The organism is Singulisphaera sp. GP187, assembly GCF_900129635.1.
Lineage (GTDB): Bacteria > Planctomycetota > Planctomycetia > Isosphaerales > Isosphaeraceae > Singulisphaera.
Window position 1 is genome coordinate 1,426,191 of record NZ_FSRB01000002.1, and the last position, 22,149, is coordinate 1,448,339.

Consider the following 22,149-nt stretch of genomic DNA (forward strand, 5'->3'; position numbering starts at 1 on the left):
TTCTTAGCCCGAGGGCCACGGATGGTCCCGAGGATTCCGCCCCAGGAGGCAGTGCGTCATGCGATTCCCACTCTCGTTGACCAGTACCGTCGCCAGCTACATCGTCAAGAAAAAGCTCGCGCGGACCAAGCGGTTCCCGATGGTCCTGATGCTTGAACCGTTGCACGCCTGTAACCTGACCTGTACGGGCTGTGGGCGGATCCGTGAGTACGAGGCGACGATCAAGCAGAAGCTCTCGATCCAGGAATGCCTCGATTCGGTCGACGAATGTGGCGCTCCGGTCGTCTCGATCTGCGGCGGCGAGCCGATGATCTACCCGGGAATCGACGAACTCGTCGCCAAGATTCTCGAGCGGAAGAAGGTCGTCTACCTCTGCACCAACGGAATGTTCATCCGTAAGCAAATCAAAAGATTCAAGCCTTCCAATAAGTTCTTCTTCAACGTCCACCTCGACGGGATGAAGAAGAACCATGACATCGCGGTCGAGCGTGAAGGGGTTTTCGACTCGGCGGTCGACGGCATCAGGGCGGCCAAGGAAGCCGGTTTCCTCGTCTGCACGAACACCACGGTGTTCAAGGAAACCGACATGGCCGAGCTCGACGAGCTCTACGCCTTCCTGACCTCGATCGACGTCGACGGGTTCATGATCGCCCCCGGCTACGGCTACTCGGCGGTCGCCGACCAGGATATGTTCCTGACCCGCGAAGACATCCGCACCAAGTTTCGCGCGGCCGAGGCGATGTTCCGCAAATACAAGTTCAACACTTCGCCGATCTACCTCGAGTTCCTCCAGGGCAAGCGCGAAATGTCGTGCACGGCCTGGGGCAACCCGACCCGGAACATCAAAGGCTGGAAAGGCCCGTGTTATCTGATCACGGACATCCACCACAAATCGTTCGACGACCTCTTGAACAAGACGCCCTGGGAGAAGTACGGTTACGGTAAGGACCCGCGGTGCGAGAACTGCATGGTTCACTCCGGCTACGAAGCCTCGGCCGCACTCGGCGTCAACAGCAAGCTGGGCGATACGTTCAAGATGATTAAGTGGCAGTTCACCTGATCGGAAATTCATGAGTCGTGGGACATCCGGAGGCGCGGCCACCAATCCCGAGGGGACGTCGTCCGCCTCCGCCTCTTCGTCTGCCCCCGCCCCCTCACCCGCCTCTGTCGATGTCGGCATAGTGGCCGCCATGTCGATCGAGGTCGGGTTCTTGATGGACCGAATGAAGCGGGTTCGCAAATATGCGGGGCCGAAGCATACGGTCATCGAGGGGGAATGCGAGGGTAAAGTCATCGCCCTGATCGTGGCCGGCATGGGCCGCGAGGCCGCCAGGCGTGGAGCGCAACTCCTGCTCGACGGCCACCGCCCGCGCTCGATCGTCTCCGCCGGATTTGCGGGTGCGCTCGATCCCGAGCTCCGGCGCAATGATCTCGTCATGGCCAGCGAGGTTGTCGACCTCGAAGGGCAGCGGTGTGCGATTGACCTCGGTGTTTCCCAGCACGCCCCCAGGCCCCGGGTTCGCTCCGGACGCCTTTTGACGGTCGATGCGATCGTCCGCACCGCGGCCGAGAAAGCCGAGCTCCGCGAACGATTCGCGGCCGACGTCGTCGACATGGAGACGTCGGCCGTCGCCGCGCTCTGTCACGAACGCTCGGTTCAGTTTCTTTCGATCCGAGTTGTCAGCGATGAAGCAGGCGTCGATCTCCCCGCCGAGGTCGCCTCGCTGATGACCCGCTCGGGCAGCTATCAGGTCGGGGCCGCCCTCCGCGCCATCTGGAATCGACCGTCCAGCCTAAAAGACTTCTGGGCCCTCCACGAGCACGCCCAGGAGGCCGCCGATCGGCTCGCGACCATCACCGCTGGCGTCATCGCCGAGCTCCCTTGAGCCGTCCCGCCCACACTTTCTCTTGAATTCCCTCTCTGGCACCACGGGCGTCACCCCGCATACTTGGCGTGACCGATGCACACTTTCCTAATAAATAATCGGCACGAGCGAATCGCTTTGGTGCGAGATTCACCACTCCGGACAACTCTTGAGCTGGGGAGAAGCGCCAGTGATCTTGGCCATCAAGTCGAGCCTTGCCCTCCCGTTTAAGCACGTGCTCTGGTGCGCCGCCGTCTTGATTGGCAGTGGTGGTTGTGGAGCGGAAGAGGGTAAGGTTTCCCAAGCTGAGTATGATGCGTCGCGATCCGTCGTTGGAGCGGCCTCGCCTCCGGCAGCCACGGCGCCCGCGGAAGGGGCGTCCGCGACACCCCCGGCCCAGCCGCGCCGGATCATCTATAATGCCCAGGTCACGCTTGTGGTGGAGAGTCTCACCGGCGTCAGTCAACAGATCAATCAACTGGTCCAGGCCAGCGGGGGATACGTTTCGGAAACCGATACGAACATGCAAACGCATGCTCCGCGCACGGGGACGTGGAAGGTCCGCGTGCCCGTCGCTCGGTTCGACAGCTTCATGGCGTCTGTGACCAAGCTTGGCGAACTCCAGCATAATCACGTCGACTCGCAGGACGTGAGCCAGGAGTACTACGACCTCGAGGCGCGGATCTCCAACAAGCAACAAGAAGAAAAACGCTTGTTGAAGCACCTGTCCGACTCGACCGGCAAGCTTGAAGACATTCTCGCGGTCGAACGAGAATTGAGCCGGGTCCGTGGGGAAGTCGAGCAGATGCAGGGCCGGATTCGCTTTCTGACCCACCAGACCGACCTGAGTACCGTCACCATCACCGCCACCGAAGTGAAGGACTATAAGCCTCCGGTCAGCCCCACTCTCTCCACCGAGATCACGCGCACCTTCGGGCAGTCGGTCGGCCTCCTCGGCGATTTCGGCCGGGGTCTCCTGCTCTTCTTCGTCGCGGCGGCCCCCTGGTTCGTGGTGATCGGCTTCGTCGCGGTGCCGCTCTGGTGGCTCACTCGCCGGCGCTGGCTACGGGCCCGAGTCTAATTCCGTTTTCGTTCCGCTTGTCTTCCCTGGGATCGCGGGCATCGCGCCCGCATTCCGATCACTTCTTCGCCGCTGCCGCGGGATTGGCCGGAGGAGCGCTCGACGGGGCGAGCGACCGGCGAACCGCCGGAGCCCGCTGCAAGGAACGGCCCGAGGCCAGGGTCCGCGTGGGCGTCATGATGCTCTCGACCCCCATGGTGGCGACCCCTGGAATCAAGAGCAAGGCGACGATTCCGATGCCGGCCGCGTGCGTCGGGTGGAACTGGAAGATCAGGGTGAACACGGCGAACCAGACGATCGCCTGGAGGACCGTCCAGGGAAGGTCGGAGGTGAACATCGTGTCGAAGGAGGGACGGAGCCAAGTCAGCAGGGCTGCGAGCAGGAACGATCCCAGACCCACCTTCAAGCCCGCGCGAGGCGTGACTTCGTCATAGAAGAAGTCCTGGCCAAACTCGACGATCATATAGCAAGAAATGAACATCGCAAACCAGTAGATCAGCAGCGGCCAGATGATCGCGCCCATGACTGTTCACTCGGCGAGTTCGGATTGGCTCCCAAGATTGGCATCCGGAGGGAGCGTGCGGAAAAGCAACAAAGGAATCATCGGCAGCCCAACGCGACGGAGGCAAGTCTCGTCCTCGTGCCGATCCGTATCGTAACCGGATCGAGAGTCGTTGGCCACACCGCACGCTGGCGGTTTTCCCGCTGATTGGTACGATTGGACGTTCGCACCGAAGACTCATTCCAATGCGAGGAACGGGGAAACGACCCATGGTCCGTATCAGTGCCTTCGCCGACGAGATTTCCAAGGACCCGGTCGAGCAGCTTGACGTGCTCGAATCGCACGGCATCCGCCACATTGAGTTTCGCTCGATCCACGGAATCAACGTCCTCGATCTCAGCGATGCGCAGCACGAGGAATTTCGCGCTCTCTTGCGTTCCCGAGGCTTCGGCCTGAGCGCGATCGGGTCGCCGATCGGCAAGATCAAGATCACCGATCCGTTCGACGGCCACCTCCAACGCTTCGACCTGGCGATGGACCTGGCCGAGTTTTACGACGCGCCGCGAATCCGGATTTTCAGCTTCTACATGCCGCCGGGAGATAACCCGGCCATCCACCGCGATGAGACCATGACGCGGATGACCGAGCTCGCACGCCGCGCCGCCGCCCGAGGGATCACCCTCTTGCTCGAGAACGAGAAGGGGATCTTCGGCGATACCGCCGCGCGCGTGCTCGACATTCTGGAGACCGTGAACTCGCCCAGCCTGTCCCACGCCTTCGATCCGGCCAATTATCTCGAAGTCGGCCAGCCGATCGACGAAGCTTGGGACATGCTGCGTTCGCGAATGACCCACTTCCACGTCAAAGACTACGATACGAAGACCCACAAGAACGTTCCGGCCGGTGAAGGTGAGGGGCAAATTCCTCGCCTCATCGCCGACGCTGTCGCCAATGACGGTTACAACGGCTTTTGCGTGCTCGAGCCCCACCTCGTGATCGCCGAGCTCAGCTTCGGCTTCACCGGCCCCGAACGGTTCGGCGACGCCGCGCGGGCCCTCAAGGGCGCCCTGGAGGCGAAGGGAGTCGCGTACGCCTGATCGGTGGCGTCCTTTCCGTCCGACCCCAAAGGTGGGAATCGCCCCGGAAAAGCCCTCCTTCGATCCGGGATCGGCCCGATTGACCGGTCCCGGAACGGGTCATAAACTGCATACCCTCAGCCTGGTTCAAGTGGATCCAATCCTCGATCGCCACCGGAGAACGCTCAGATGATCGAATCCTCAACGAGTCGACGAACGTTTTTGCGAACCTCCCTCGCGGGGGGCCTCGCACTCGCCTCCGGAGTCGGCTCGTCCTGGGCCGCCGAGGTGTCGGGCCAGCCCGCGGCCGGTAAGATTGGCGATTTCAAGATCTCGCTCGCTCAGTGGTCGTTGCACAACGCCCTGAACAAGACTAAGGAGTTGACCAACCTCGACTTCCCCAAGGTCGCCCGCGAACAGTACGGCATCGACGCCGTGGAATTCGTGAATCAGTTCTTCAAGGACAAGGCACACGATTCGGCCTACCTGAAGGACCTGAAAACCCGCGCCAATGACCATGGTGTCACCTGCGTCCTGATCATGATCGATGGCGAGGGGGACCTGAGCGCCAAAGAGAAGGCGGATCGCACGAAGGCGGTCGAAAACCACAAGAAGTGGGTCGACGCCGCCGCGGCCCTCGGTTGCCACTCGATCCGGGTCAACACCGGAGGGAACTACAGCCCGACCGACGTCACGAACGTCGCCGAGGCGTGCTCAGCCCTCACCGAGTACGGCGACCAGCACAAGATCAACATCATCTGCGAGAACCATGGCGGGCCTTCGAGCAACCCCGATGCGCTGATTGCCTTGATGAAGGCCGTGGGCAAGCCGGGCTTCGGCACGCTTCCCGACTTCGGCAACTTCCCCAAGGACAAGAAGGGCGAGTATACGATCGACGTCTATGATGCGATCGCGCGAATGATGCCCTATGCCAAGGGGGTTTCGGCCAAGAGCTACAATTTCAGCTCCAATCGGGAAACCTCGCTCGACTACGCGCGGATCCTCAAGATCGTCACCGACAGCGGCTACCACGGATACGTCGGCATCGAGTACGAAGGCCAGCGTCTGACCGAGCCGCAGGGGATCAAAGCCACCAAGGAACTGCTTGAGTCGGTGCGTGGATCGGTCTACCGCCCCAGCGTCTGAGTCCCAGTCCAATTTCAAGGACGCGACCCGACGTCAGACGTCGATCACCCCCGGCTTCGCCATCGAAGCCGGGGGCGTTTTCCCCTGCCCCTGCGTCTACCCCACCCGACTTCCCCACCCTCGACGAAGAGGTTCGCGCATGATCGCTCCCGAACCCAAATCGGTCGCGGCCGTCATCACCGAGTGGCGCGCGAATAGCCACGCCGACGTGCTCCTCTCGCGAATCCTCGAGCCCGAGGTGTGGGGACACACGAAGCCGTTCGGATTGAAACTGGCCGCCGTCTACGCCGATCAGTTCCCGGTAAACGACCTCTGTCGGTCCTACTGTCGGAAGTACGACATCCCGATCTTTCCGACGGTCACGGGGGCGATCGGGATCGGCACGCGTGAGGTGGCCGTCGATGGCGTGATCCTCGTCGGCGAACATGGCCAGTACGCACACAATCATTTGGAGCAGACGCTCTATCCACGGCGGCGCTTGTTCGAGGAGGTTGTCCACGCCTTCCGGATCCTGAAGAAACGGGTGCCCGTTTTTAGTGATAAACACCTGTCTTATGATTGGCTGTTTTCGCGTTGGATGTACGATCTGGCGCGGCATGAGGGGATTCCCTTCATGGCCGGCTCGTCGCTCCCGGTCGCCTGGCGGCTCCCCGCCCTGGACGTTCCCCTCGGCACCGAGCTGACCGAGGCGATGGCGGTGGGCTATGCCGATCTCGAGGCCTACGGGTTCCACGCCCTCGAAACGTTCCAGTGCATCACCGAGCGGCGCCGCGGGGGCGAAACGGGGGTGCTCTCGGTGCGCTGTGTGACCGGGCCGCGGGTCTGGGAGGCGGAGAAGGCGGGGCTCTGGTCGAAAGCACTGCTCGACGAGCTGGAGCCGGCCCGGCAATCGGCGTTTCGCGATCCCAAGCCAATCCAGCCGGCGGCGAGCGACGCCCTCTTTCTGATCAATTATCGCGACGGTCTCAAGGGGGCTGTCGCGATCCTCGGCTCGGTGGGCTCGTGCTTCGCCTACGCCGGCCGCCGTCGTGGCGTCAAGGAGCCTGACGCGGCCGTCTTCATGCTGGAGGACAAGCGGCCGTACGGTCATTTCGGCCACCTGCTCCGGGCGATCGAGCAGATGATCGTGACCGGGCACCCCTCCTACCCTGTCGAGCGGACCTTGCTGACCAGCGGCATTCTGTCCGCCTTGATGCAGAGTCGGCTCGAGGGAGGATCGGTCATCCCGACGCCCCACCTGGCGGACCTGGCTTACCAGCCGGCCGACTGGCCGTATGCACCCGGGCTCGTGGGAACCCCGGCTTGACCGAAACGGGGATGCGGCGTATCGTACCCGCCGACCCGATCCCGACAGGCGCGGGCCTTATTCTGCTGGCACGAGGGATGGACCCCGTGGGTGCCGACCGAACGCACATCCTGGTACTCAACTACAACGGTCGCGAGCTTCTGGCGGAATGCCTGCCGTCGATCGTCGCGGCCGCCGTACGGGCCCCGGTCCCCTGCGCGGTCTCGGTCGTCGATAACGACTCGACCGACGACTCGCGGGAAATGCTGGCCCGGGACTGGCCGAGTGTCGGAGTCATCCGCGAGCCCAACCGAGGTCTGGCCTCGTTCAACGCGGTCCTTGCCCGGCTGGAAGAGCCGATCGTGCTCTTGCTCAACAGCGATATCAAACTCGCGCCTGATGCCGTGGCGCCGCTGCTGGCGGCCTTCGACGAGCACGACGACGCCTTGTTCTCGGCCCCCCAGTGCTGGACCTTCGACGGTGTCGAGTACGAGGGGATGCGGACTCGGGTCCGCACTCGCTTTGGTCTGGTTCAGGGGATGTGCCGGGTCCCCGGTCACGAGTCCTGTGTCGATGAGCCCGACCTGACCGCGGCCTCGGGGCCGATCTTGGCCGTCGATCGCGCGAAGTTCCTGGCGCTCGGCGGCTACGACCCGCTCTATTTCCCGGGCCGGATCGAGGACCTCGACCTTGGATTTCGCGGTTGGATGGCCGGTTGGCCGGGCTATTATGTCCCGGAATCGATGGCCTACCACAAAGGCTTCGGCTCGTTCGAGCCGGCGTTCGGCCGCTCGGGCTGCGATCGCCTGGCGGCTCGAAATAGCTTGATTTTTGCATGGAAAAACCTGAGCGGACGTCGGCTCGCCGTGCACCTGGCCTGGCTCCCGGCGCGGCTGGTCCATGACCTCGCCTCGCGTCGCGCCGATTTCGCGTTGGCGTTTGTGGAAGCCCTCAGGCGACTCGGGCACGTCCGCACCGCTCGCCGCGCACTGGCGGTGGGGAGCGGTCGCTGGATCGCGCGGCAGGAGGCTTTTTTTCAACGGTTCCAATGGTGATTGTGGGTTGGTGAAAAACACGTCGCAAGGAGGCGACAAATGCCCCGTCCGACTTTCCCCCTGGTGATCGATGCGCGCCCCCGAGGTCCCCACGGACCTCTGGCCGGTGAGCTCGTCCAGGGTCGGTGCGTCCTGGGGCACTTGCTCGACATGGCGAGGACGCTGGACAACGCGACCGTGGTGGTCCACGCCCGCCTCGAAGAGCATCCCCGGCTGGGCGACTTGCTCTCCGACCGCTCGACGGCCCCGTATGTGTTTGCCACCGGTCCGCCCCCCGAGAACGCGACCATCCTGAGGACCGACCGACTCTACGATCGCCAACGACTCCACCGCGCCTTGCGGAAGGGGAAGGACCCCGAGTCGGCCGTGCTCTGGCGGCTCGATCAACCGCACGGCCTCAGCGGCGCTGAGGCCGAGTTGACCCGCCGGCAGTCGTATCAACCGATTGGTCGCTACTGGGCGCTGCTTCCTGCCCAGATGATCGCACGACGACTGCGACCGACCCGGATCCGGCCCAACGCGCTCACACTCGCCTCCGCTGCACTCGTGGTCGGGGCCGCGGTCGCGGTCGCGTTCACACGGGCGACTCCGTGGGCTCATCTGGCCGAAGCCCTGGCGTTGGCCCTCGCTCTGGTGCTCGACACCTCGGACGGGCACCTCGCCCGGATTCAAGGGACCGCTTCGGAGTTGGGACGCTGGCTCGACGCGACGCTCGACGAGCTGGGTGACATGGTCTTGCACGCCGCCATCGCCTGGTCGGCGTTCGCCCGAGACGGGCATCCCGGCTGGCTCCTCCTCGGCATGCTCTACGGCATGGGGAAATATCTGTTCATGGTGACGACCGCCGAGGCGAAGCACGTCTCCGCGCGACAACCGCATCATGCGGCCGTCGCCGCTGCGCCGCCGGCGACGTTGCGTCCATCGAGGCTGAAGTCGTGGGTTCGCCTGACGGGGCACGCCGATGTTCGCTGGCATCTCTGGATCGTCCTGGCGGCGATCGGGCGCCTTGACGTCGCCTTGATCGTCTACGCCGTCTACTTTCCGGTCCGGGCACTCGGAAGCGCCCTGGGGAAGGTGGTGGTCCGTCATGCCTGACCCGCGGATCTCCGCCCTGATCCTGGCCAAGAACGAGGCCGAGAACCTCCCGAGCTGCCTTGCGTCGGTCGCCTGGGCCGACGAGGTGATCGTGGTCGTCGATCGCGCCAGCCAAGATCAGACCCAGGCGATCGCCGAGCAAGCCGCCGACCGCGTTGTGGTCCGCACGTTCGACGACTTCGCCAGCCAGCGAAACGCCGCGCTGGCCTTGGCCACGGGTGATTGGGTCTTCGCCATCGACGCCGACGAGCGCGCTACCCCGGAACTGGCCACCGCGATTCGCCGCGCGACCACCGACCCCGACCGCGCGCACAACGGGTTCCGGGTCCCGATTCGGAGCGTGATCCTCGGCCGCCCGTTCTCGTACTCGGGGACGCAGCACGACCTGCCGCTTCGCCTCTTCCGCCGAGACGCGGGCCGTTGGGTGGGCGCGGTCCATGAGACCGTTGCGCTCGACGGATCGGTGGGAACGTTGAGCGAGGCGCTTCAGCATCGGACGATTCCCGACATGCAGACCTTTCTTCGGAAGGTCAATGAATACACGAGTCTCGAAGCGATCGAGTTTGAACGCGAAGCACGCCCCTATCGCGGGACCGAGACCGCGTTGCGGCCGTTCTGGACGTTCGCCAAGCTCTACCTGGGGAAGCAAGGGTTTCGCGACGGCCTTGAGGGGTTCGTCTTCTGCGCTCTCTCCGGGTTCTCGGTGGCGGTCCGGGACTGGAAATACCGCGAGCGGCTCAAAATGCGGAGGGCGTCGTGACGGCATGCCACGAGGCCGAGGTGGCCGCTCAGTTCGATCGGCAGCAGCAACGCTTCAAGTCCACCGTGGCGGTGGATGACGTGCGGCTGAGCGCATTGAAGCAGCGGCTCGAACCGTTGCGCGGTCGGCGTGTGCTCGACCTGGGATGCGGCAAGGGCCGGTTCGCCCGGCCGCTGGCCGAGGCAGGGGCTGAGCTTGTCGGGATCGACCTTTCGGCCGCGATGCTGGCGGACGCCCGCGGGATCGCTCGAGTCCGAGGGTCGGCGAGGCGACTGCCGTTCGCCGCGGACTCGTTCGACGCCGTGATCGCCGTCGAGGTCTTCGAGCATCTCGCGGCGATCGATGACGTGTTGCGCGAAGCGCGTCGCGTGCTCCGCCCGGGAGGAGTCCTGGCGATCGTGGACAAGAACGCCGGGGCGCTGAATGCCGATCGGCCCTGGCTTCCCAGTCTGGTCGTGAAGCGGATCGATGAGCTCCGAGGGCTCTGGATGTATTCCCATGACAGCCCGGTTCGCGAGCGCTGGTTCTGGCCGGGGCGGTTTCGGAACCACCTGGGCCGTTGGTTCGACGAGGTGCACGTCGACCACATTCTTTCCCCCAAGGAAGCGGATCGCCGGCTCTTCCGGCAGATCCCTCGCGCTCGACTGTTGACGCTTTGGACGGCGAGGGTTGCCGGGAGCCTTGTATGAATCCATTTAATCATTCCAACCTGCCGTCACTGCCGCTCTTGCTCTGGGAGACTCCCCCGGGGCTCGACCTGATCCTGGCGCAGGAAGGGATCCCCTGCTCTCGCGTCCAGGCCGCGCATTCGCTGGCGTTCCAGAGGGGGCGCTTCGTGCTCTACGACGGCCGCCGTATTTCCGGGGCCCGGGTTCGCGCCACGTTGACTCCCGACCACGTCGCGCTCGATATCGACTTGCTCCGCCAGGAGGATCGCCGCGACCCGTTCCAGGCCTTGGTTGACACGAGGGCTGCGCACCAGTCGTGGCAGGTGACGGGGCTCACGCTGACCGAGCGTGCCGGCCGGATCGCCAAGGCGGGAATCCGCCGTCGGATCGTGCAACGCCTGCGCCATGCGGTCGGACAGGCCGGCGGACTCTGGGTGCGGCTGGGCGCGTTCCCGTTCCCTTTTCGATCGGCGTTCAACTTCCGGGTCGACCTCGACGAATCGGTCCCCGACGACTACGCGCGGTTCGCTCGCGCCCGGCGCCCCTTGGAAGATTGCACGACGCACTTCGTCAGCACGCGGGCCTACGGTGAGCATCCGGCGGTACTCTCCGACTTGCTCCGTTACGATAGCCAGTCGCACGGTCATCACCACGTCATCTACCGCGATCCCGATGCGAATCGCCGCAACCTGAGGCGGGCCCACCGGACGCTGGCGGATTGCGGGATGCCGCCCGTCGGATTCGCCGCGCCCCACGGGCGCTGGAATGCCGGGCTCGATGAGGTTCTCGAAGAGCTCGGATATCTTTATTCGTCTGACTTTCAGCTCGGCTTCGACGACTTGCCGTTCTTCCCCTGGCTCGGCGATCGGTTCTCGACGGTCCTGCAAGTGCCGATCCACCCCGTCTGCGAAGGCCTGTTCATTGAAGCTGGGGCCGATAACGGCCGCGCTGTCGCGCAGTATCTCGCCCGGGTGGTCCGGTCCAAGATCAACGCCTGTGAACCGGCGTTCGTCTACGGTCATCCGGAGCGTCGGCTCGCTCGGTTCCCCGAGGTGCTCGCCGAGCTCGCGGCTCTGATCGCCAACGAGCCGTATGTCTGGCGCACCACGCTGACCGGGTTCGCCCAGTGGTGGCGCTGGCGGGCCGAGCGGCGTTGGTCGGTCTTGCCGAAGCCGGAGGGGCGATTCGAGATCCAGTTCGACGACTGGAGTGCCGAGTTCCCCCTGGCGATCGAGATCGTCCGCGGTCATCACGTGGCGACGGTGCCGGTCACGGGGCCGAGAATGGTCGTGCACCTTGCGGATCTCGCCTATGAGCGCCGCGAGGTTCGGGCCGACCTCCCGGCACCGACCCTCGCGCGTCGGACGCCGAGCTTCAAAACGGCCGTCCGCACGGCCCTCGATTGGGAGACGGTGACCCCGCTCGCGGATCTGCCCTCGAGCACGCTGACCGATCGGGTCAAGAAGGGCCTGCGTTGGTGGCGTGACGAGCCGAACGGGGGGGACGCGCGATGAGAGCGATCCATCCTTCGGCCTGGGCCTCCGCGCGATCGCAGGGGGCGATGCAGCCGGATTCGGTTCTGTTCCACGCGCCGACGTCCGCGTTCCAGGCCCCGGGCGGCGGAGAGAACCAGCTCGTCCAGACCGGCAAGCAGCTCGAGGACCTCGGGGTCACCATTCGACTGTTCTCGCCTTGGATCGACCGACTCGAGGAGGCCCGCCTTCTCCACCTGTTCGGCATGTCGCGCGAAGGGCTCGAGCTGGCCCGCGTGGCCCGAGCGCGGGGGATCCGCGTGGTGCTCTCGCCGATCTGCTGGTACGAGCCGCGTGCGATCGCTTTCCTGGCCCCCAACCGGACCCGTGAGGTCTTCGACCTCGCGAAGCTGGTCGTCAAACGGGTCGCTCCGCGCTGGCCGAGCTGGCGTCGAATGCTCTTGAATCTTGCTGATGTGATCCTGCCCAACTCCATGGCCGAGGCCGGTCAGCTCATCCGGCTCTTCGCGATCGAGCCGGGGCGGTTTCGGGTCGTTCCGAACGGCGTGCAGTCGACGTTCACCCACGCGTCCCCCACCCGCTTCCGGTCGGAATTCGGGGCCAGGGATTTCGTGCTCTACGTCGGTCGGATCGAACCGCGCAAGAATGTACTGCGGTTGGTGGAGGCGATCACCTCGACCGGTTTGCCGCTGGTCATCATCGGCTCACCTCCGCCCGGATCCGAAGCCTATGCGGACGCCTGCCGCCGAGCCGGGGGCAACGAGGTTCTCTGGATCGACGCCTTGGATCATGACGACCCGCTCCTGGCCTCGGCGTATGCGGCGGCCCGCGTCTTCGCGCTCCCGAGCTGGTTCGAGACGCCGGGCCTGGCCGCCCTGGAAGCCGCCCTGGCGGGCTGCGCCGTGGTCATCACGCCCTTCGGTTGCACGCGTGAATACTTCGGCGAGCGTGTCGAGTATGCTCGCCCCGATCGCCCCTCGCAGATTGCCCGAGCGATTCTGAAGAGCTGGGAATCGGGCCCGGATCCTCGGTTGGCCTCGCACGTCGGCTCGCGTTTTCTCTGGTCGGATGTGGCCCAGCGAACGGCGGAGGTTTATGACCAGATCGCCGGCTGAGCCCAAGCCCGTTCCCGTTCGCCGTTACCGCTACAGCAAGCTGAAGTGGCGGATCCTGGTCCACGCGCTCGACGCGGCCGGCTCGCTCGGCATGCGCCTCTGGCGCAAGTTTCGCCCCGCGCTGCGGGTCGAGAACCCACGGCGGATCCTCGTGGTCCAGCTCGACCATCTGGGCGACGCCGTGTTGAGTAGTCCCCTGCTGGCACGTTTGCGCGTGGCCTATCCCGAAGCGACGATTGATGTCCTGGCCTCACCGAGCAATATCGAGGTCTTCCAGTCCGACCCGAATGTCGATCATGTCCGGCTCGCCGCGCGCAACTGGTTCGCACGCCGACGCGGCCACTGGGCCCTGGGCACGGCGGTCTGGGAGCTTGGTTCACGGCTCCGAGGCGCGGGCTACGACGTCGGGATCGACGTGCGCGGCGATGTCCTCTCGGTCATCGTCCTGGCGCTGGCGGGCATCCCGCGCCGCGTCGGCTGGGCGATGGGCGGCGGCGGGTTCCTGCTGACCGACATCGCCGAGTGGGTCCCCGGCCGTCACGAGGTGGCGTCGCGGCTCGCCCTGCTCGAGCAACTCGGGATCCCCGACGATGAGCCCGCGCGGGTGGCCGTTTACTCGACGGACCACGACCGCGTCCTGGTTGGCCAATGGCTGCGCGACGACTGGCCCGAACGAGCGTCCCAGGTCATGAGCCAGTCGGCCTCGCGGAGCCGGGGCGAACGCTACGCCGGGGGGCGTTTGAAGACGCTCGCGGCGCCGTCGGAAACGACCACCTGGAGCGACGAGGGCGACTGGCTTCACGCCGGTCGGTTCGGCTCCGAGGCACCTATGCTCGCCGTGCACCTCGGCGCTGGGATGGCGGCGAAGCGCTGGCCCGCCGAGCACTGGCAGGCGTTGCTCGCCCGGTTCCTCGAGGATGGCTGGCGGGTCGTTCTGGTCGGCGGTTCCGAGGACACCCCGGTCGCCGAGCGGATGGTCCCTCACGCCAATCTCCGCGACTGGACCGGTCGGTTGACCGTGCCCCAGACGGCCGCCTTCCTCGAACGCGCCGACCTGTTCATCGGCTCCGACTCCGGCCCCGCCCATCTGGCGGCCTGCGCCGGGATCGCCTCGGTCATCCTCTTCAGCGGCACGAACCGCCCCGGCCAGTGGCGTCCCTGGTCACGCCGATCCCTGGTCTTGCGCCACAACGTCCCATGCCGCCCGTGCCATCAAAAGATCTGCCCACTTGTCGATCACCCCTGCATGTCCGGACTCCAACCGGAGCGGGTCTATCGCCAGGCAAAACGCTGGTGGGCCCGGATCCACCGCGAGGAATCGCCCCATGCACCGATCTGAATCCGATCGCCGGCCCGTCGTGGTCGCTCGCCCCTTCGACTGGCGTGGCTGGGTCGTCCTGGCCTGGGTGCTCTGGTTCGGCCTGCTCTACGGCAAGATGGTGGTCGAGAGCCGGGGACACCGCGTCCGCGCGCTGGTGCCGTTCACGCAAGTCTCACCCTGAATTCGTCATTCGCGCTTCATCCCAGTGGTTCGTCCGGCAAATCCTGAACTTCGGGCTGGGAGTGAGAGCCACCCTTGAGGCTTGCGGCCTGTCCGATTTCAGCGTTCCGGCAGTCCCGGTCGTATGCTTCTCAGGTCCCTGACTGCCCCATCGGTATATCGGCTGGGAAAGGTTCTGTTGTTTTACAAGTTGATGGATTTGTATGATTTAGTTTTGGATTGCGATTCTCGTGGCGATAAGTGGTTCTCAGGCCCTACCCTTTAGCAGTGCGAAGGGGTGATGAATGGCTGTGCCAATCTCGATCGAAGCACGGTTGTACTACCGTTGTGCGTTTCAACGGTATGATGACGCTCAGGTCTTGCTGCGGGCCGACCACACGACCGGGGCTGTTTACTTGGCTGGGTACGGCATAGAATGCATTCTGAAGGCACTTGTCCTTTCGGAGCTGGCTCCCACGGCCCGGGCCGAGCTGCTCAACTCGTTTCGAGGGTCGAGGGCGCACGAGTACGATTGGCTACGGACACGATACCTCAAACAGGGTGGGGCGCGCTTTCCGCGAGACATTACCGAAGCGTTTACGCTTGTTAATGATTGGTCCACCGAGATGAGGTATTTGCCCCGAACGTTGAGAGTGGATGAAGCGGTGGGATTCTTATCCGCGGCGGAAAGAATCATTCGTTGGGTGGATGGGAGGCTTTAACATGCCAATCAACATTTCAAGAGGCGACTCCGACGGCGTCATCGAATGCATGATCGAAGCGTTGCGAGCGTACGAGGCCGACCATCCCCATTCAAAAATTGATATCTATCGCCAGAATTCAGTTTCTATCCGCGTCAGGATCATCGATTCGAGTTTCGCCAATCAGAACAAGATTGAACGTAGCAAAGATGTTTGGAAGTACTTGAATTTATTGCCCGATGAAGTCCAGTCCGACCTCAGCACCCTGATTCTTCTCACGCCCGAAGAGACAAGTCATTCGTTTGCCAATCTCGAGTTCGAGGATCCGGTTCCATCAAACTTGTGACTTCGCGATCCTCACTGAGATGGCGAGGTCCCGATTGAGAGCGAGCGGTATTCGCCTTGGTTCTTTCCTGAGACTGCCGGGCATCCGGCCCGCTCTCAATCTGATTGGAATCGAATTGACGAGCGGGCGGGTTGCCCGTGCCCCCTCGGGGGTGCTTCCCATGGCGAAGCTTCGCCGAACCCGTTTTTCGAGACTTCTCGCTGATCACCACCGCAGTTTTGACGTAAATCTTGCTGTAAATGGCAGTTGATCGCGTTTTTCTCGTTCCCATGCTCCGCGTGGGAATGCCGTCTTGGACGCTCCGCGTCCTCTGGCGACCGCCATTGCCAGAATCGAAGACGACGCAGAGCGTCGAAGCCGGCATTCCCACGGAGGACCGTGGGAACGAGGGGGAACCTCGGTCCCATCCGTGGTGGTGATTAGCGAGAAGTCTCTTGATTGGCAAGTTAAAGTGTGCTGTGCCGGGCCAACCTCACCGAGCGGATTTTCTCCGCGGGAATCCAGCAATCCTTCTCCTTGCCAGGCTTGGATTTGGCGATGCCCATGTTTGTGAAGAGCCGATTTACGATGGGAATCCGGGATGCCGTCGACCCATTGCTCACCTTTCGCCGCTCCGAGACCACCGTCAGCGTGATCCCATCGTCGTTCGCTTTGGCAACCTTCCCCTCATAAACCGTCTCGACGACTTCCTGCTGGTCGTTCAGTTCGGAATTCAGTTCCACCTGGCATTGTGTACCCACGGGCAGAACCGAAGGGCTGGTGAGGATCGTGATCTGGTGTTCCCTGCGTTCGGAGTCGTCCGCTCGGGAAGAGCGATCGACGGGTTGAACCAAGACTGCAACCATAGCCGCGGCTAAGCAACATCCGTGTCGGATCTGCATGAGATCCTCCGAAATCCTGGAAAGTCGAAGAACGAAGCTTCAGTTACCCCATGCAAGCGAATTTGACAAGAGCACTATCGCTCGTGTCCCGCGTTGGAAGTTCACTGGTATACCCACGTCATCTTGTCAAGAATCAAATCCGAGTCTGATCGCTAAGAAACCGCAACAAATCGAGATATCTCCGGTGGTTTGTTCGCCGACATCCTGAGTCGCCATGGGGCAGACCAGCGATCGTGAGAATTCTCACCTCGTTGTTGGGTTGCCACGTTCATTCGTCGCCGAATTCGCCCATGTCGATAGGCATCATAATCTCGATCTCCTTGCCTGGGAATTGGGCCCGAATCGACAGTTACACCCCCCATTGCTCCGACGATTCTCGCGAGCGTGCTGAGCTTCGCGTCGCCCGACTTTTCGATCTGTGAGATGTTCGCTTGGCCCGCCCCGGCGCGTTCCGCCAGATCCGCCTGGGAGAGTTCCTGGAGTTGCCGCAGTTCGCTCAGCCGGATGGCTTTCGGCGGCTCGGATCCACCTCCGTCCGGATCAGTTCGGCGACGCGATCCGTCGCTGCTTTGACATTGCCATAGACTTCATCTGGGCCGCTCCCGTAGTCGTCGTCCGAGGGAGTAGAGACCCCGAATCCCCGCTCCGGCCGCCATTCGACCACGACCGGCGATCGACCACCTTTGCGGTGGACATCGAGAAACCACGGGCCATTCTCGTCGATCGGCCTGTCCAGAGAAATCGCGAGGCCGGGATGCCGAACGGCTATGTCGTTTTTGATTCGTTCGATCGGATTCATCGCTTCGATTCCCCAGAGATCAGATGACCTGACTGTCAGATCCCGCTTTCTCATGGAGGGCGTGGCCCAGAATATTCTTGATCATTTTATCAGGATTCAGGAGCAACACGCATCCGGCGCCAGATCCAGAGGCCGACGAAGACGCCGGCCAGGATCAGCGCGGTGAGGAAGAAGGCGACGTAGATGGTGGCGAACACCAGGTTGTCGGCCTCGTAATTGACGAACCGATAGAGCAGGACCTCGGCCGAGCGGTCGGGAGCGGGTTGCCCCGCCTGGCGGAGCATGTCGCTCAGGAGGACCCCGCGCTGTGACAACTCCTCGGCTTGGATGGTGTCACGGTCGGCCGAGTACGAGTAGTGGATTTTGTGGCCGATGATCAAGAAATTGACGAGCACGGCGGCGGCAATGCCACCGCCGATGAACTGGACGACGTTCAGGAAGGGGCGGACCGTTACTTCTCGCTCCGGGTCGGGACTGACCTGCGCATCCATGGCGACCATGAACAGGCCGATCCCGAGGCCCATCAAGAGACGGCCCGGGGCGAGTTCCCACTGTCCGGGCGCGGGGAACCAATTGAGGTCGACGACGTCGCGAATATCCCAGTACGGCCATTCCATCATTTGCTGATAACACAGGTGGATGCCGCCGGCTAAGAGCAGGAGACCAAGAATCGTGCCCGGCAGGCCGAGGATCACGCGGCGGTGGTGCCAGCGCAGTCGTGAGACGGCCAGAGAGATGGCGATGCCGATCGGCAACGGCCAGATCAGCCAGGTCCGTTGCCAGGAGCTGAGATTGACGATCATGCCACCATAGATGTTCATGATGTAGCCGTGAAAGAACTGGCACATGCCACCAAAGAAGAACAGGGCCAGGCGGATCCAGTTCTCCTTCAGGACGGCCCAGTCCAGTTGCGGCCAAACCAGGCCGAGGGAGACGACCAGGGCACAGACGCAGGTGGCGGTCGCGACCACAATGTCGTCGCTCTCCATCCAGCCGTGCAATTGACCCCAGTGCAGGCCGTAGATCAGCGCGGCGGACGCCACGACCAGACCCGGCAGGTAGGCCAGCGAACCGCGCGGTGTTCGCGGTGGCGACTCGTATGTCTCCGCCATCGACAGCAGGGCTACCAGGCCGATCGCGGCGACGATGCCCTCGAACAGGAAGCCATACTGCCACTCCGACGACTCGTAGAGCATCGTGGCGATCGCCACCGCGCCCGGTCCGGCGACCGGACAGAGGATGGCGGCCCAGGCCACGGGAATCTGCCAGTCGTGATCGAGCAATCGGGGTGCAAAGTAGATCACCATCCCGGCCCCGGCGCCGGCCACGACGCGGCCGATCAGGAAGAGCGACAGCGGGTCCCCCACCTCCACGACGTTCAGGAGCGAACCGACCACCGCCAGCATCAGGCCCGACTGGGTCAGGCCGCGGCAAGACCAACGTTGGCTCAAGGCCGGGCAGGCCAACATCGTCAGGGCGAGACTGACAAGATAGCAGGACTGAAGCGCGTAGACCTCGGCGGCCACCCAGCCCTGGCTCACACCCATTTCGCGCAGGTTCATCGTGTGGCCGCCCGTGGTGAGCAAGACGGCCACTAAGGCGATCATCGGCCGACCTGCGAGCACCTGGTCTCGGGCTCGCGCCAGCTTGGCGAACGTGGAACTCGTCTCACTCGTCGCCATGGACGTTTTTCCCGCTCGGGTCGAGTTGATTGATCCAGGTCAGTTCCATTCCTTGGGGGGTCTGAATTGTCAGGGTCGACTGGAGCGCCGGCTTGTGGTTCAGGGCCTGCAATCGCTCCGAGATATGGTGGAAGGCTTGTACGACCGCGGCCTCCTTCTCGGTGAGCTTCATGCCGGCCCAGCCTGGCCCGGTGGTGAAGATCACCGGCAGTCGCACCTCCTGCTGGAAGACGCCGACGCCGTAGGGTTGGACGATCGGCACGGGAGGCAGGACCTCAATGCGGCTGTAGAGCGGCTTCTCCCCGGTTCCCGCCTGCTGGGAGGCCCAGGTCTGGATTTCGTCGGCGACTTGGTGGAGCGCGGGATCGGCGATCTGGTTGAAGGTGTACGCCGGCGGAAGCGTCTTGTCCGAAGCCTGGGGAGGCCGACACCCCGGGGCGACCAGACCGACCAGCGGTAGTGTCGCCAGGACGATTCGCAACGGGTAAGTGATTGTGTTCATTGTTTTTTCACCTTTCCGTTGCTGGGCTCGGCGGCCGGATAGAGGATGGTTTGCCATTCCCTGGAAACCGGCCGGTAATCCGTGGACCCCACCACGATTTCAAACGTATCCCCCGGTTCGAGGTTGGCCTCGGTGCCGCGCTGGAAGCTCGCGTAGCCCAAGCCGACGATCGCGCCGACGCCCATGCCGCCGCCGATGAAGGCCATGTTTCCCCCGGAGAACTGGGCCCCCACGCTGGCCCCGGTGCCGGCTCCCTCGAGCCCGAGCAGGGTCGTCAGCAGAACACGCCGCATCCGCGTGGCGAACCGCCGGTCGGCCAGATCCATGCGCCAGGGGACCCAGCCGGATTGCCCCTCCACGGTTTGGACCAGTTGGGTCATCTGTAAGCTGACGAAGCCGGCACGGCCGAACCGGCCTGGGCTCGTGATTTTCGTCACGGTGCCTCCCACCAGGATCGGGTACGGGGGGCACGGCTCGATCAACTCGGCGAGGAAGCAATCGCCCGGCTGAATCGGCGGCCGGCCGTTGAGCAGTCGCTCGCCCGGACTGAAGCCGTCGGTCGGCAGCAACTGGCAGATCCGGAGGGTCACGGCCAGGCCCGACTTGAGCAGAATGGGCTCGCCCCGAGGGATCGGCTCGGTAGGCGTCCCCATCAGCGGCGGCAATACCGCCGGCTTCTCAGGCAACGCTCCGGTGCGTGGCGGTGCCCCCGCTCGCGGGGCCAGCATCGGTGGCGGGCTCGGTGGCTCCTGGATCGGAGACAGCTCATCGGGACGCGGCGGCGTCACCTCTCCCTGGATCTGACGGAGCGGTGTGAGCGAAGGCGCCGGGAGTGACGGCGATTGGCTGGGACGCGCCGGCATCCCGTCGCGTCGGGGTAACGGAGCCGGAACGGGTAGCGTGAACGTCCCACTGCGCGATGGCGGTTGCGAGAACGGGGACTGCGCCCGGGAGACCGGCGCGATCCAGAACGTCGCCACGGCGCAGGCCGTCCCTAGCACAACCGTGAGGAAGCGGCTTCGCATCCATGTGGCTAGGATCGTGGATTGCGTCAGATGATTATTGTAGGATGTTTTATGGCCTTGCATGGTTGCCCTCCTTCGGGACGAGCGGTGTCCGGGTGCTCTCCTTCGACGCCAGCCAGGGCAACCAGCGGTGGTGGTTCCCATCCGGCGGCGGCTTCTGCCAGGCCGTCATCCTGGAGATTCGTTTTCGCTCCACATAGTCGAGCAGTTGTTCCGTGGCGCGGAGGATGTTGAACCGGGCCAGTTGGAGGTTGTACCACTGGGTCCAACGATTGGCGTCGGCCTGGAGCAGGTTGACCCGTGCTCCGAGCACTTCGACCCAGATCGACTGCTTCTGCTCGTAAAGCCGTTCCAGCCGTTCCATTAACTCGTGGCGCAGCTTCAACTCGGCTTCGCCCAGTTCCCACTCGCGGATCGACTGCTGCCAGCGGTCCCAGGCATTGCCGGCGTCGACGGCCACCTCGATCAAGGCTTTCTCCAGCTCCAACTGCGATTGGACGACGTCGAGGCGGGCCTCTCGAATGCTCGACCAGAGGCCGATGTCGACGACCGGCAGGCCGTAGGACGAGCCGAAGATCGCGCCGAGGGTGATGCCGCCGTTTTTGGTGGGGGACGTGTTCTTGAAGCCGAGCTCGGCCGGCAATCGGCCCTCACCGAGCAGGCCCAACACGCTCCGCTTCTGCTGGAGTCGGGCGATCCGCAGTCCCACGAGGCGAATCCGCACGTCCACCCGTTGCTGCTTCGCCAGTTGGATGGCCTCTTCGCGTGAGCCGGGGAAATCGGGCATCCAACGCAGGTCCACTTCATCGGGGTCGGCCAGGTCGAAGCCGTAGGACTCATCCAGCCGGATCGGGATGGCCCGCTCCTGTTGGGGGACGAGCAGTCGGCTCTGATGGAGGACGAGGGCCAGTTCGCGCTGGGTGATCCGCGCGTCCTTTTCCAGGTCGGCGAGCAGGACGCGTGCCTTGGTGTCGCTGACGTGGGCCTCGGTGACCTCGACGTCATGCACCTGCTTCTCGCGGAGCTTGCGCTCCGTCAGCGCCAGGGTTTCCTCGGTCAGCTCCACTCCCAGTCGTGCGGTCCGGATGCCGTAATCGACCTGCTTGGCCTCATAGTAACCCTGGATCGCCAGCATCATCTGGGAGCGGCGGACCAGTTGTTCCATCAGCACCTTGGCGTGAATGCCTTCCTCGGCGATCGGCAAGGCGGTGATGTGGCCGGAGGGAGCGAGCGGAAAGTAAAGGTTGGCCCGGTTGAGCGCGGCTTGCTGGAGCCCGGGGCTGCCCTCGAGTAACGCACCGCCGGTGACGTCGGGCAGAATCATGACCTTGCCGGGACCACCCAACTGGTTGAAGGCCACGGCCAGTTGCGGGAGGTTGACCAGCGGCACGAATTCCTTCAGCGCCTCGAAGCGGGCGACCGCGGCCGTTTGCACGGACACGTTGGCTTGCACCGTCTCCACGTTGGCCAGACTTTGGCGGATGGCGTCCTCCAGACGCAACGGGACGGGGGGCCGGACCGGCGACCCCTCGGTGGGAGGTGGAGGATGGGCCGCGCTCTCCGCTCCCGCCTCGGTTGTCATGGATTCGGCG

General features: G+C 64.0%; 23 protein-coding genes. 16 read left to right on the forward strand and 7 right to left on the reverse strand.

What is annotated here, in order from left to right; translation table 11 throughout:
* The first annotated feature begins 58 nt into the window (after positions 1–58).
* The 3 genes from hpnH to BUS42_RS30065 all read left to right on the forward strand — a co-directional run bounded on the left by hpnH (position 59) and on the right by BUS42_RS30065 (position 2,946).
* Positions 59–1,060, forward strand: coding sequence for an adenosyl-hopene transferase HpnH (gene hpnH, locus BUS42_RS30055; protein ID WP_074313208.1), 1,002 nt, complete (start codon positions 59–61; stop codon positions 1,058–1,060).
* Positions 1,061–1,070: 10 nt separating this feature from the next.
* Complete coding sequence (locus BUS42_RS30060; RefSeq protein ID WP_074313210.1) at positions 1,071–1,886, forward strand: phosphorylase family protein; 816 nt, start codon at positions 1,071–1,073, stop codon at positions 1,884–1,886.
* Positions 1,887–2,055: 169 nt separating this feature from the next.
* Complete coding sequence (locus BUS42_RS30065) at positions 2,056–2,946, forward strand: DUF4349 domain-containing protein (RefSeq protein ID WP_074313212.1); 891 nt, start codon at positions 2,056–2,058, stop codon at positions 2,944–2,946.
* Between the two features lie 58 nt (positions 2,947–3,004).
* On the opposite strand, the gene BUS42_RS30070 is transcribed toward BUS42_RS30065, so the two are convergent.
* Positions 3,005–3,469 (reverse strand): hypothetical protein, encoded by a 465-nt coding sequence (locus BUS42_RS30070; protein WP_074313214.1) that lies wholly within the window; start codon positions 3,467–3,469, stop codon positions 3,005–3,007.
* 248 nt (positions 3,470–3,717) lie between these two features.
* On the opposite strand from BUS42_RS30070, the gene BUS42_RS30075 reads away from it, so the two are divergent.
* From BUS42_RS30075 to BUS42_RS30130, 13 genes are all read left to right on the forward strand, one after another.
* Entirely contained in the window at positions 3,718–4,545 is an 828-nt protein-coding gene (locus BUS42_RS30075) for a sugar phosphate isomerase/epimerase family protein (protein WP_074313216.1), read from the forward strand.
* Positions 4,546–4,713: 168 nt separating this feature from the next.
* Positions 4,714–5,670, forward strand: coding sequence for a sugar phosphate isomerase/epimerase family protein (locus BUS42_RS30080; RefSeq protein ID WP_074313218.1), 957 nt, complete (start codon positions 4,714–4,716; stop codon positions 5,668–5,670).
* A 139-nt stretch (positions 5,671–5,809) separates the two neighbouring features.
* Complete coding sequence (locus BUS42_RS30085) at positions 5,810–6,976, forward strand: hypothetical protein (RefSeq protein ID WP_074313220.1); 1,167 nt, start codon at positions 5,810–5,812, stop codon at positions 6,974–6,976.
* An 11-nt stretch (positions 6,977–6,987) separates the two neighbouring features.
* Positions 6,988–8,010, forward strand: a complete 1,023-nt coding sequence (locus tag BUS42_RS30090; protein WP_254053885.1) for a glycosyltransferase family 2 protein — start codon at positions 6,988–6,990, stop codon at positions 8,008–8,010.
* A gap of 39 nt (positions 8,011–8,049) precedes the next feature.
* Positions 8,050–9,105, forward strand: coding sequence for a CDP-alcohol phosphatidyltransferase family protein (locus BUS42_RS30095; RefSeq protein ID WP_074313224.1), 1,056 nt, complete (start codon positions 8,050–8,052; stop codon positions 9,103–9,105).
* Positions 9,098–9,865 (forward strand): glycosyltransferase family 2 protein, encoded by a 768-nt coding sequence (locus BUS42_RS30100; RefSeq protein WP_074313226.1) that lies wholly within the window; start codon positions 9,098–9,100, stop codon positions 9,863–9,865. Before BUS42_RS30095 ends, BUS42_RS30100 begins: the two co-directional genes overlap by 8 nt.
* Positions 9,862–10,554: a class I SAM-dependent methyltransferase gene (locus tag BUS42_RS30105; protein WP_074313228.1), complete on the forward strand. Its 693-nt coding sequence runs from the start codon at positions 9,862–9,864 to the stop codon at positions 10,552–10,554. The genes BUS42_RS30100 and BUS42_RS30105 overlap by 4 nt, the downstream gene beginning before the upstream one ends.
* On the forward strand, positions 10,551–12,047 hold the full coding sequence (locus BUS42_RS30110) for a polysaccharide deacetylase family protein (RefSeq protein WP_074313230.1): 1,497 nt from the start codon (positions 10,551–10,553) through the stop codon (positions 12,045–12,047). Before BUS42_RS30105 ends, BUS42_RS30110 begins: the two co-directional genes overlap by 4 nt.
* Positions 12,044–13,141 carry a glycosyltransferase gene (locus BUS42_RS30115; protein ID WP_074313232.1) on the forward strand — a complete coding sequence of 366 codons (1,098 nt, stop codon included), beginning with the start codon at positions 12,044–12,046 and terminating at the stop codon, positions 13,139–13,141. Before BUS42_RS30110 ends, BUS42_RS30115 begins: the two co-directional genes overlap by 4 nt.
* Positions 13,122–14,480, forward strand: coding sequence for a glycosyltransferase family 9 protein (locus tag BUS42_RS30120; RefSeq protein ID WP_074313234.1), 1,359 nt, complete (start codon positions 13,122–13,124; stop codon positions 14,478–14,480). The genes BUS42_RS30115 and BUS42_RS30120 overlap by 20 nt, the downstream gene beginning before the upstream one ends.
* Positions 14,467–14,643, forward strand: coding sequence for a hypothetical protein (locus BUS42_RS44160; protein WP_173878276.1), 177 nt, complete (start codon positions 14,467–14,469; stop codon positions 14,641–14,643). Before BUS42_RS30120 ends, BUS42_RS44160 begins: the two co-directional genes overlap by 14 nt.
* Before the next feature lie 283 nt (positions 14,644–14,926).
* On the forward strand, positions 14,927–15,343 hold the full coding sequence (locus BUS42_RS46740) for a HEPN domain-containing protein (protein WP_074313236.1): 417 nt from the start codon (positions 14,927–14,929) through the stop codon (positions 15,341–15,343).
* Position 15,344: 1 nt separating this feature from the next.
* Positions 15,345–15,668 carry a hypothetical protein gene (locus BUS42_RS30130; RefSeq protein ID WP_074313238.1) on the forward strand — a complete coding sequence of 108 codons (324 nt, stop codon included), beginning with the start codon at positions 15,345–15,347 and terminating at the stop codon, positions 15,666–15,668.
* A gap of 446 nt (positions 15,669–16,114) precedes the next feature.
* Here the strand turns inward: BUS42_RS30130 and BUS42_RS30135 are convergent, their stop codons facing one another.
* The 6 genes from BUS42_RS30135 to BUS42_RS30165 all read right to left on the reverse strand — a co-directional run bounded on the left by BUS42_RS30135 (position 16,115) and on the right by BUS42_RS30165 (position 22,139).
* Positions 16,115–16,501: a hypothetical protein gene (locus tag BUS42_RS30135; protein WP_143206565.1), complete on the reverse strand. Its 387-nt coding sequence runs from the start codon at positions 16,499–16,501 to the stop codon at positions 16,115–16,117.
* A gap of 200 nt (positions 16,502–16,701) precedes the next feature.
* On the reverse strand, positions 16,702–17,055 hold the full coding sequence (locus BUS42_RS46745; RefSeq protein WP_083670797.1) for a helix-turn-helix domain-containing protein: 354 nt from the start codon (positions 17,053–17,055) through the stop codon (positions 16,702–16,704).
* Between the two features lie 382 nt (positions 17,056–17,437).
* Positions 17,438–19,030: an efflux MFS transporter permease gene (locus BUS42_RS30150; protein WP_074313246.1), complete on the reverse strand. Its 1,593-nt coding sequence runs from the start codon at positions 19,028–19,030 to the stop codon at positions 17,438–17,440.
* Complete coding sequence (locus BUS42_RS30155) at positions 19,017–19,532, reverse strand: hypothetical protein (RefSeq protein WP_074313248.1); 516 nt, start codon at positions 19,530–19,532, stop codon at positions 19,017–19,019. The genes BUS42_RS30150 and BUS42_RS30155 overlap by 14 nt, the downstream gene beginning before the upstream one ends.
* Positions 19,529–20,620, reverse strand: a complete 1,092-nt coding sequence (locus tag BUS42_RS30160) for a hypothetical protein (RefSeq protein ID WP_143206566.1) — start codon at positions 20,618–20,620, stop codon at positions 19,529–19,531. Before BUS42_RS30160 ends, BUS42_RS30155 begins: the two co-directional genes overlap by 4 nt.
* On the reverse strand, positions 20,607–22,139 hold the full coding sequence (locus BUS42_RS30165; protein WP_074313252.1) for a TolC family protein: 1,533 nt from the start codon (positions 22,137–22,139) through the stop codon (positions 20,607–20,609). Before BUS42_RS30165 ends, BUS42_RS30160 begins: the two co-directional genes overlap by 14 nt.
* Positions 22,140–22,149 lie beyond the last annotated feature (10 nt).

Bases quoted from the DNA above. Each gene is read 5' to 3' on its own strand.
- hpnH (WP_074313208.1), top strand. From the start codon at position 59: ATGCGATTCCCACTCTCGTTGACCAGTACCGTCGCCAGCTACATCGTC.
- BUS42_RS30060 (WP_074313210.1), top strand. From the start codon at position 1,071: ATGAGTCGTGGGACATCCGGAGGCGCGGCCACCAATCCCGAGGGGACG.
- BUS42_RS30070 (WP_074313214.1), bottom strand. From the start codon at position 3,469: ATGGGCGCGATCATCTGGCCGCTGCTGATCTACTGGTTTGCGATGTTC.
- BUS42_RS30075 (WP_074313216.1), top strand. From the start codon at position 3,718: ATGGTCCGTATCAGTGCCTTCGCCGACGAGATTTCCAAGGACCCGGTC.
- BUS42_RS30080 (WP_074313218.1), top strand. From the start codon at position 4,714: ATGATCGAATCCTCAACGAGTCGACGAACGTTTTTGCGAACCTCCCTC.
- BUS42_RS30085 (WP_074313220.1), top strand. From the start codon at position 5,810: ATGATCGCTCCCGAACCCAAATCGGTCGCGGCCGTCATCACCGAGTGG.
- BUS42_RS30090 (WP_254053885.1), top strand. From the start codon at position 6,988: ATGCGGCGTATCGTACCCGCCGACCCGATCCCGACAGGCGCGGGCCTT.
- BUS42_RS30095 (WP_074313224.1), top strand. From the start codon at position 8,050: ATGCCCCGTCCGACTTTCCCCCTGGTGATCGATGCGCGCCCCCGAGGT.
- BUS42_RS30100 (WP_074313226.1), top strand. From the start codon at position 9,098: ATGCCTGACCCGCGGATCTCCGCCCTGATCCTGGCCAAGAACGAGGCC.
- BUS42_RS30110 (WP_074313230.1), top strand. From the start codon at position 10,551: ATGAATCCATTTAATCATTCCAACCTGCCGTCACTGCCGCTCTTGCTC.
- BUS42_RS30115 (WP_074313232.1), top strand. From the start codon at position 12,044: ATGAGAGCGATCCATCCTTCGGCCTGGGCCTCCGCGCGATCGCAGGGG.
- BUS42_RS30120 (WP_074313234.1), top strand. From the start codon at position 13,122: ATGACCAGATCGCCGGCTGAGCCCAAGCCCGTTCCCGTTCGCCGTTAC.
- BUS42_RS44160 (WP_173878276.1), top strand. From the start codon at position 14,467: ATGCACCGATCTGAATCCGATCGCCGGCCCGTCGTGGTCGCTCGCCCC.
- BUS42_RS46740 (WP_074313236.1), top strand. From the start codon at position 14,927: ATGGCTGTGCCAATCTCGATCGAAGCACGGTTGTACTACCGTTGTGCG.
- BUS42_RS30130 (WP_074313238.1), top strand. From the start codon at position 15,345: ATGCCAATCAACATTTCAAGAGGCGACTCCGACGGCGTCATCGAATGC.
- BUS42_RS30150 (WP_074313246.1), bottom strand. From the start codon at position 19,030: ATGGCGACGAGTGAGACGAGTTCCACGTTCGCCAAGCTGGCGCGAGCC.
- BUS42_RS30155 (WP_074313248.1), bottom strand. From the start codon at position 19,532: ATGAACACAATCACTTACCCGTTGCGAATCGTCCTGGCGACACTACCG.
- BUS42_RS30160 (WP_143206566.1), bottom strand. From the start codon at position 20,620: ATGCAAGGCCATAAAACATCCTACAATAATCATCTGACGCAATCCACG.
- BUS42_RS30165 (WP_074313252.1), bottom strand. From the start codon at position 22,139: ATGACAACCGAGGCGGGAGCGGAGAGCGCGGCCCATCCTCCACCTCCC.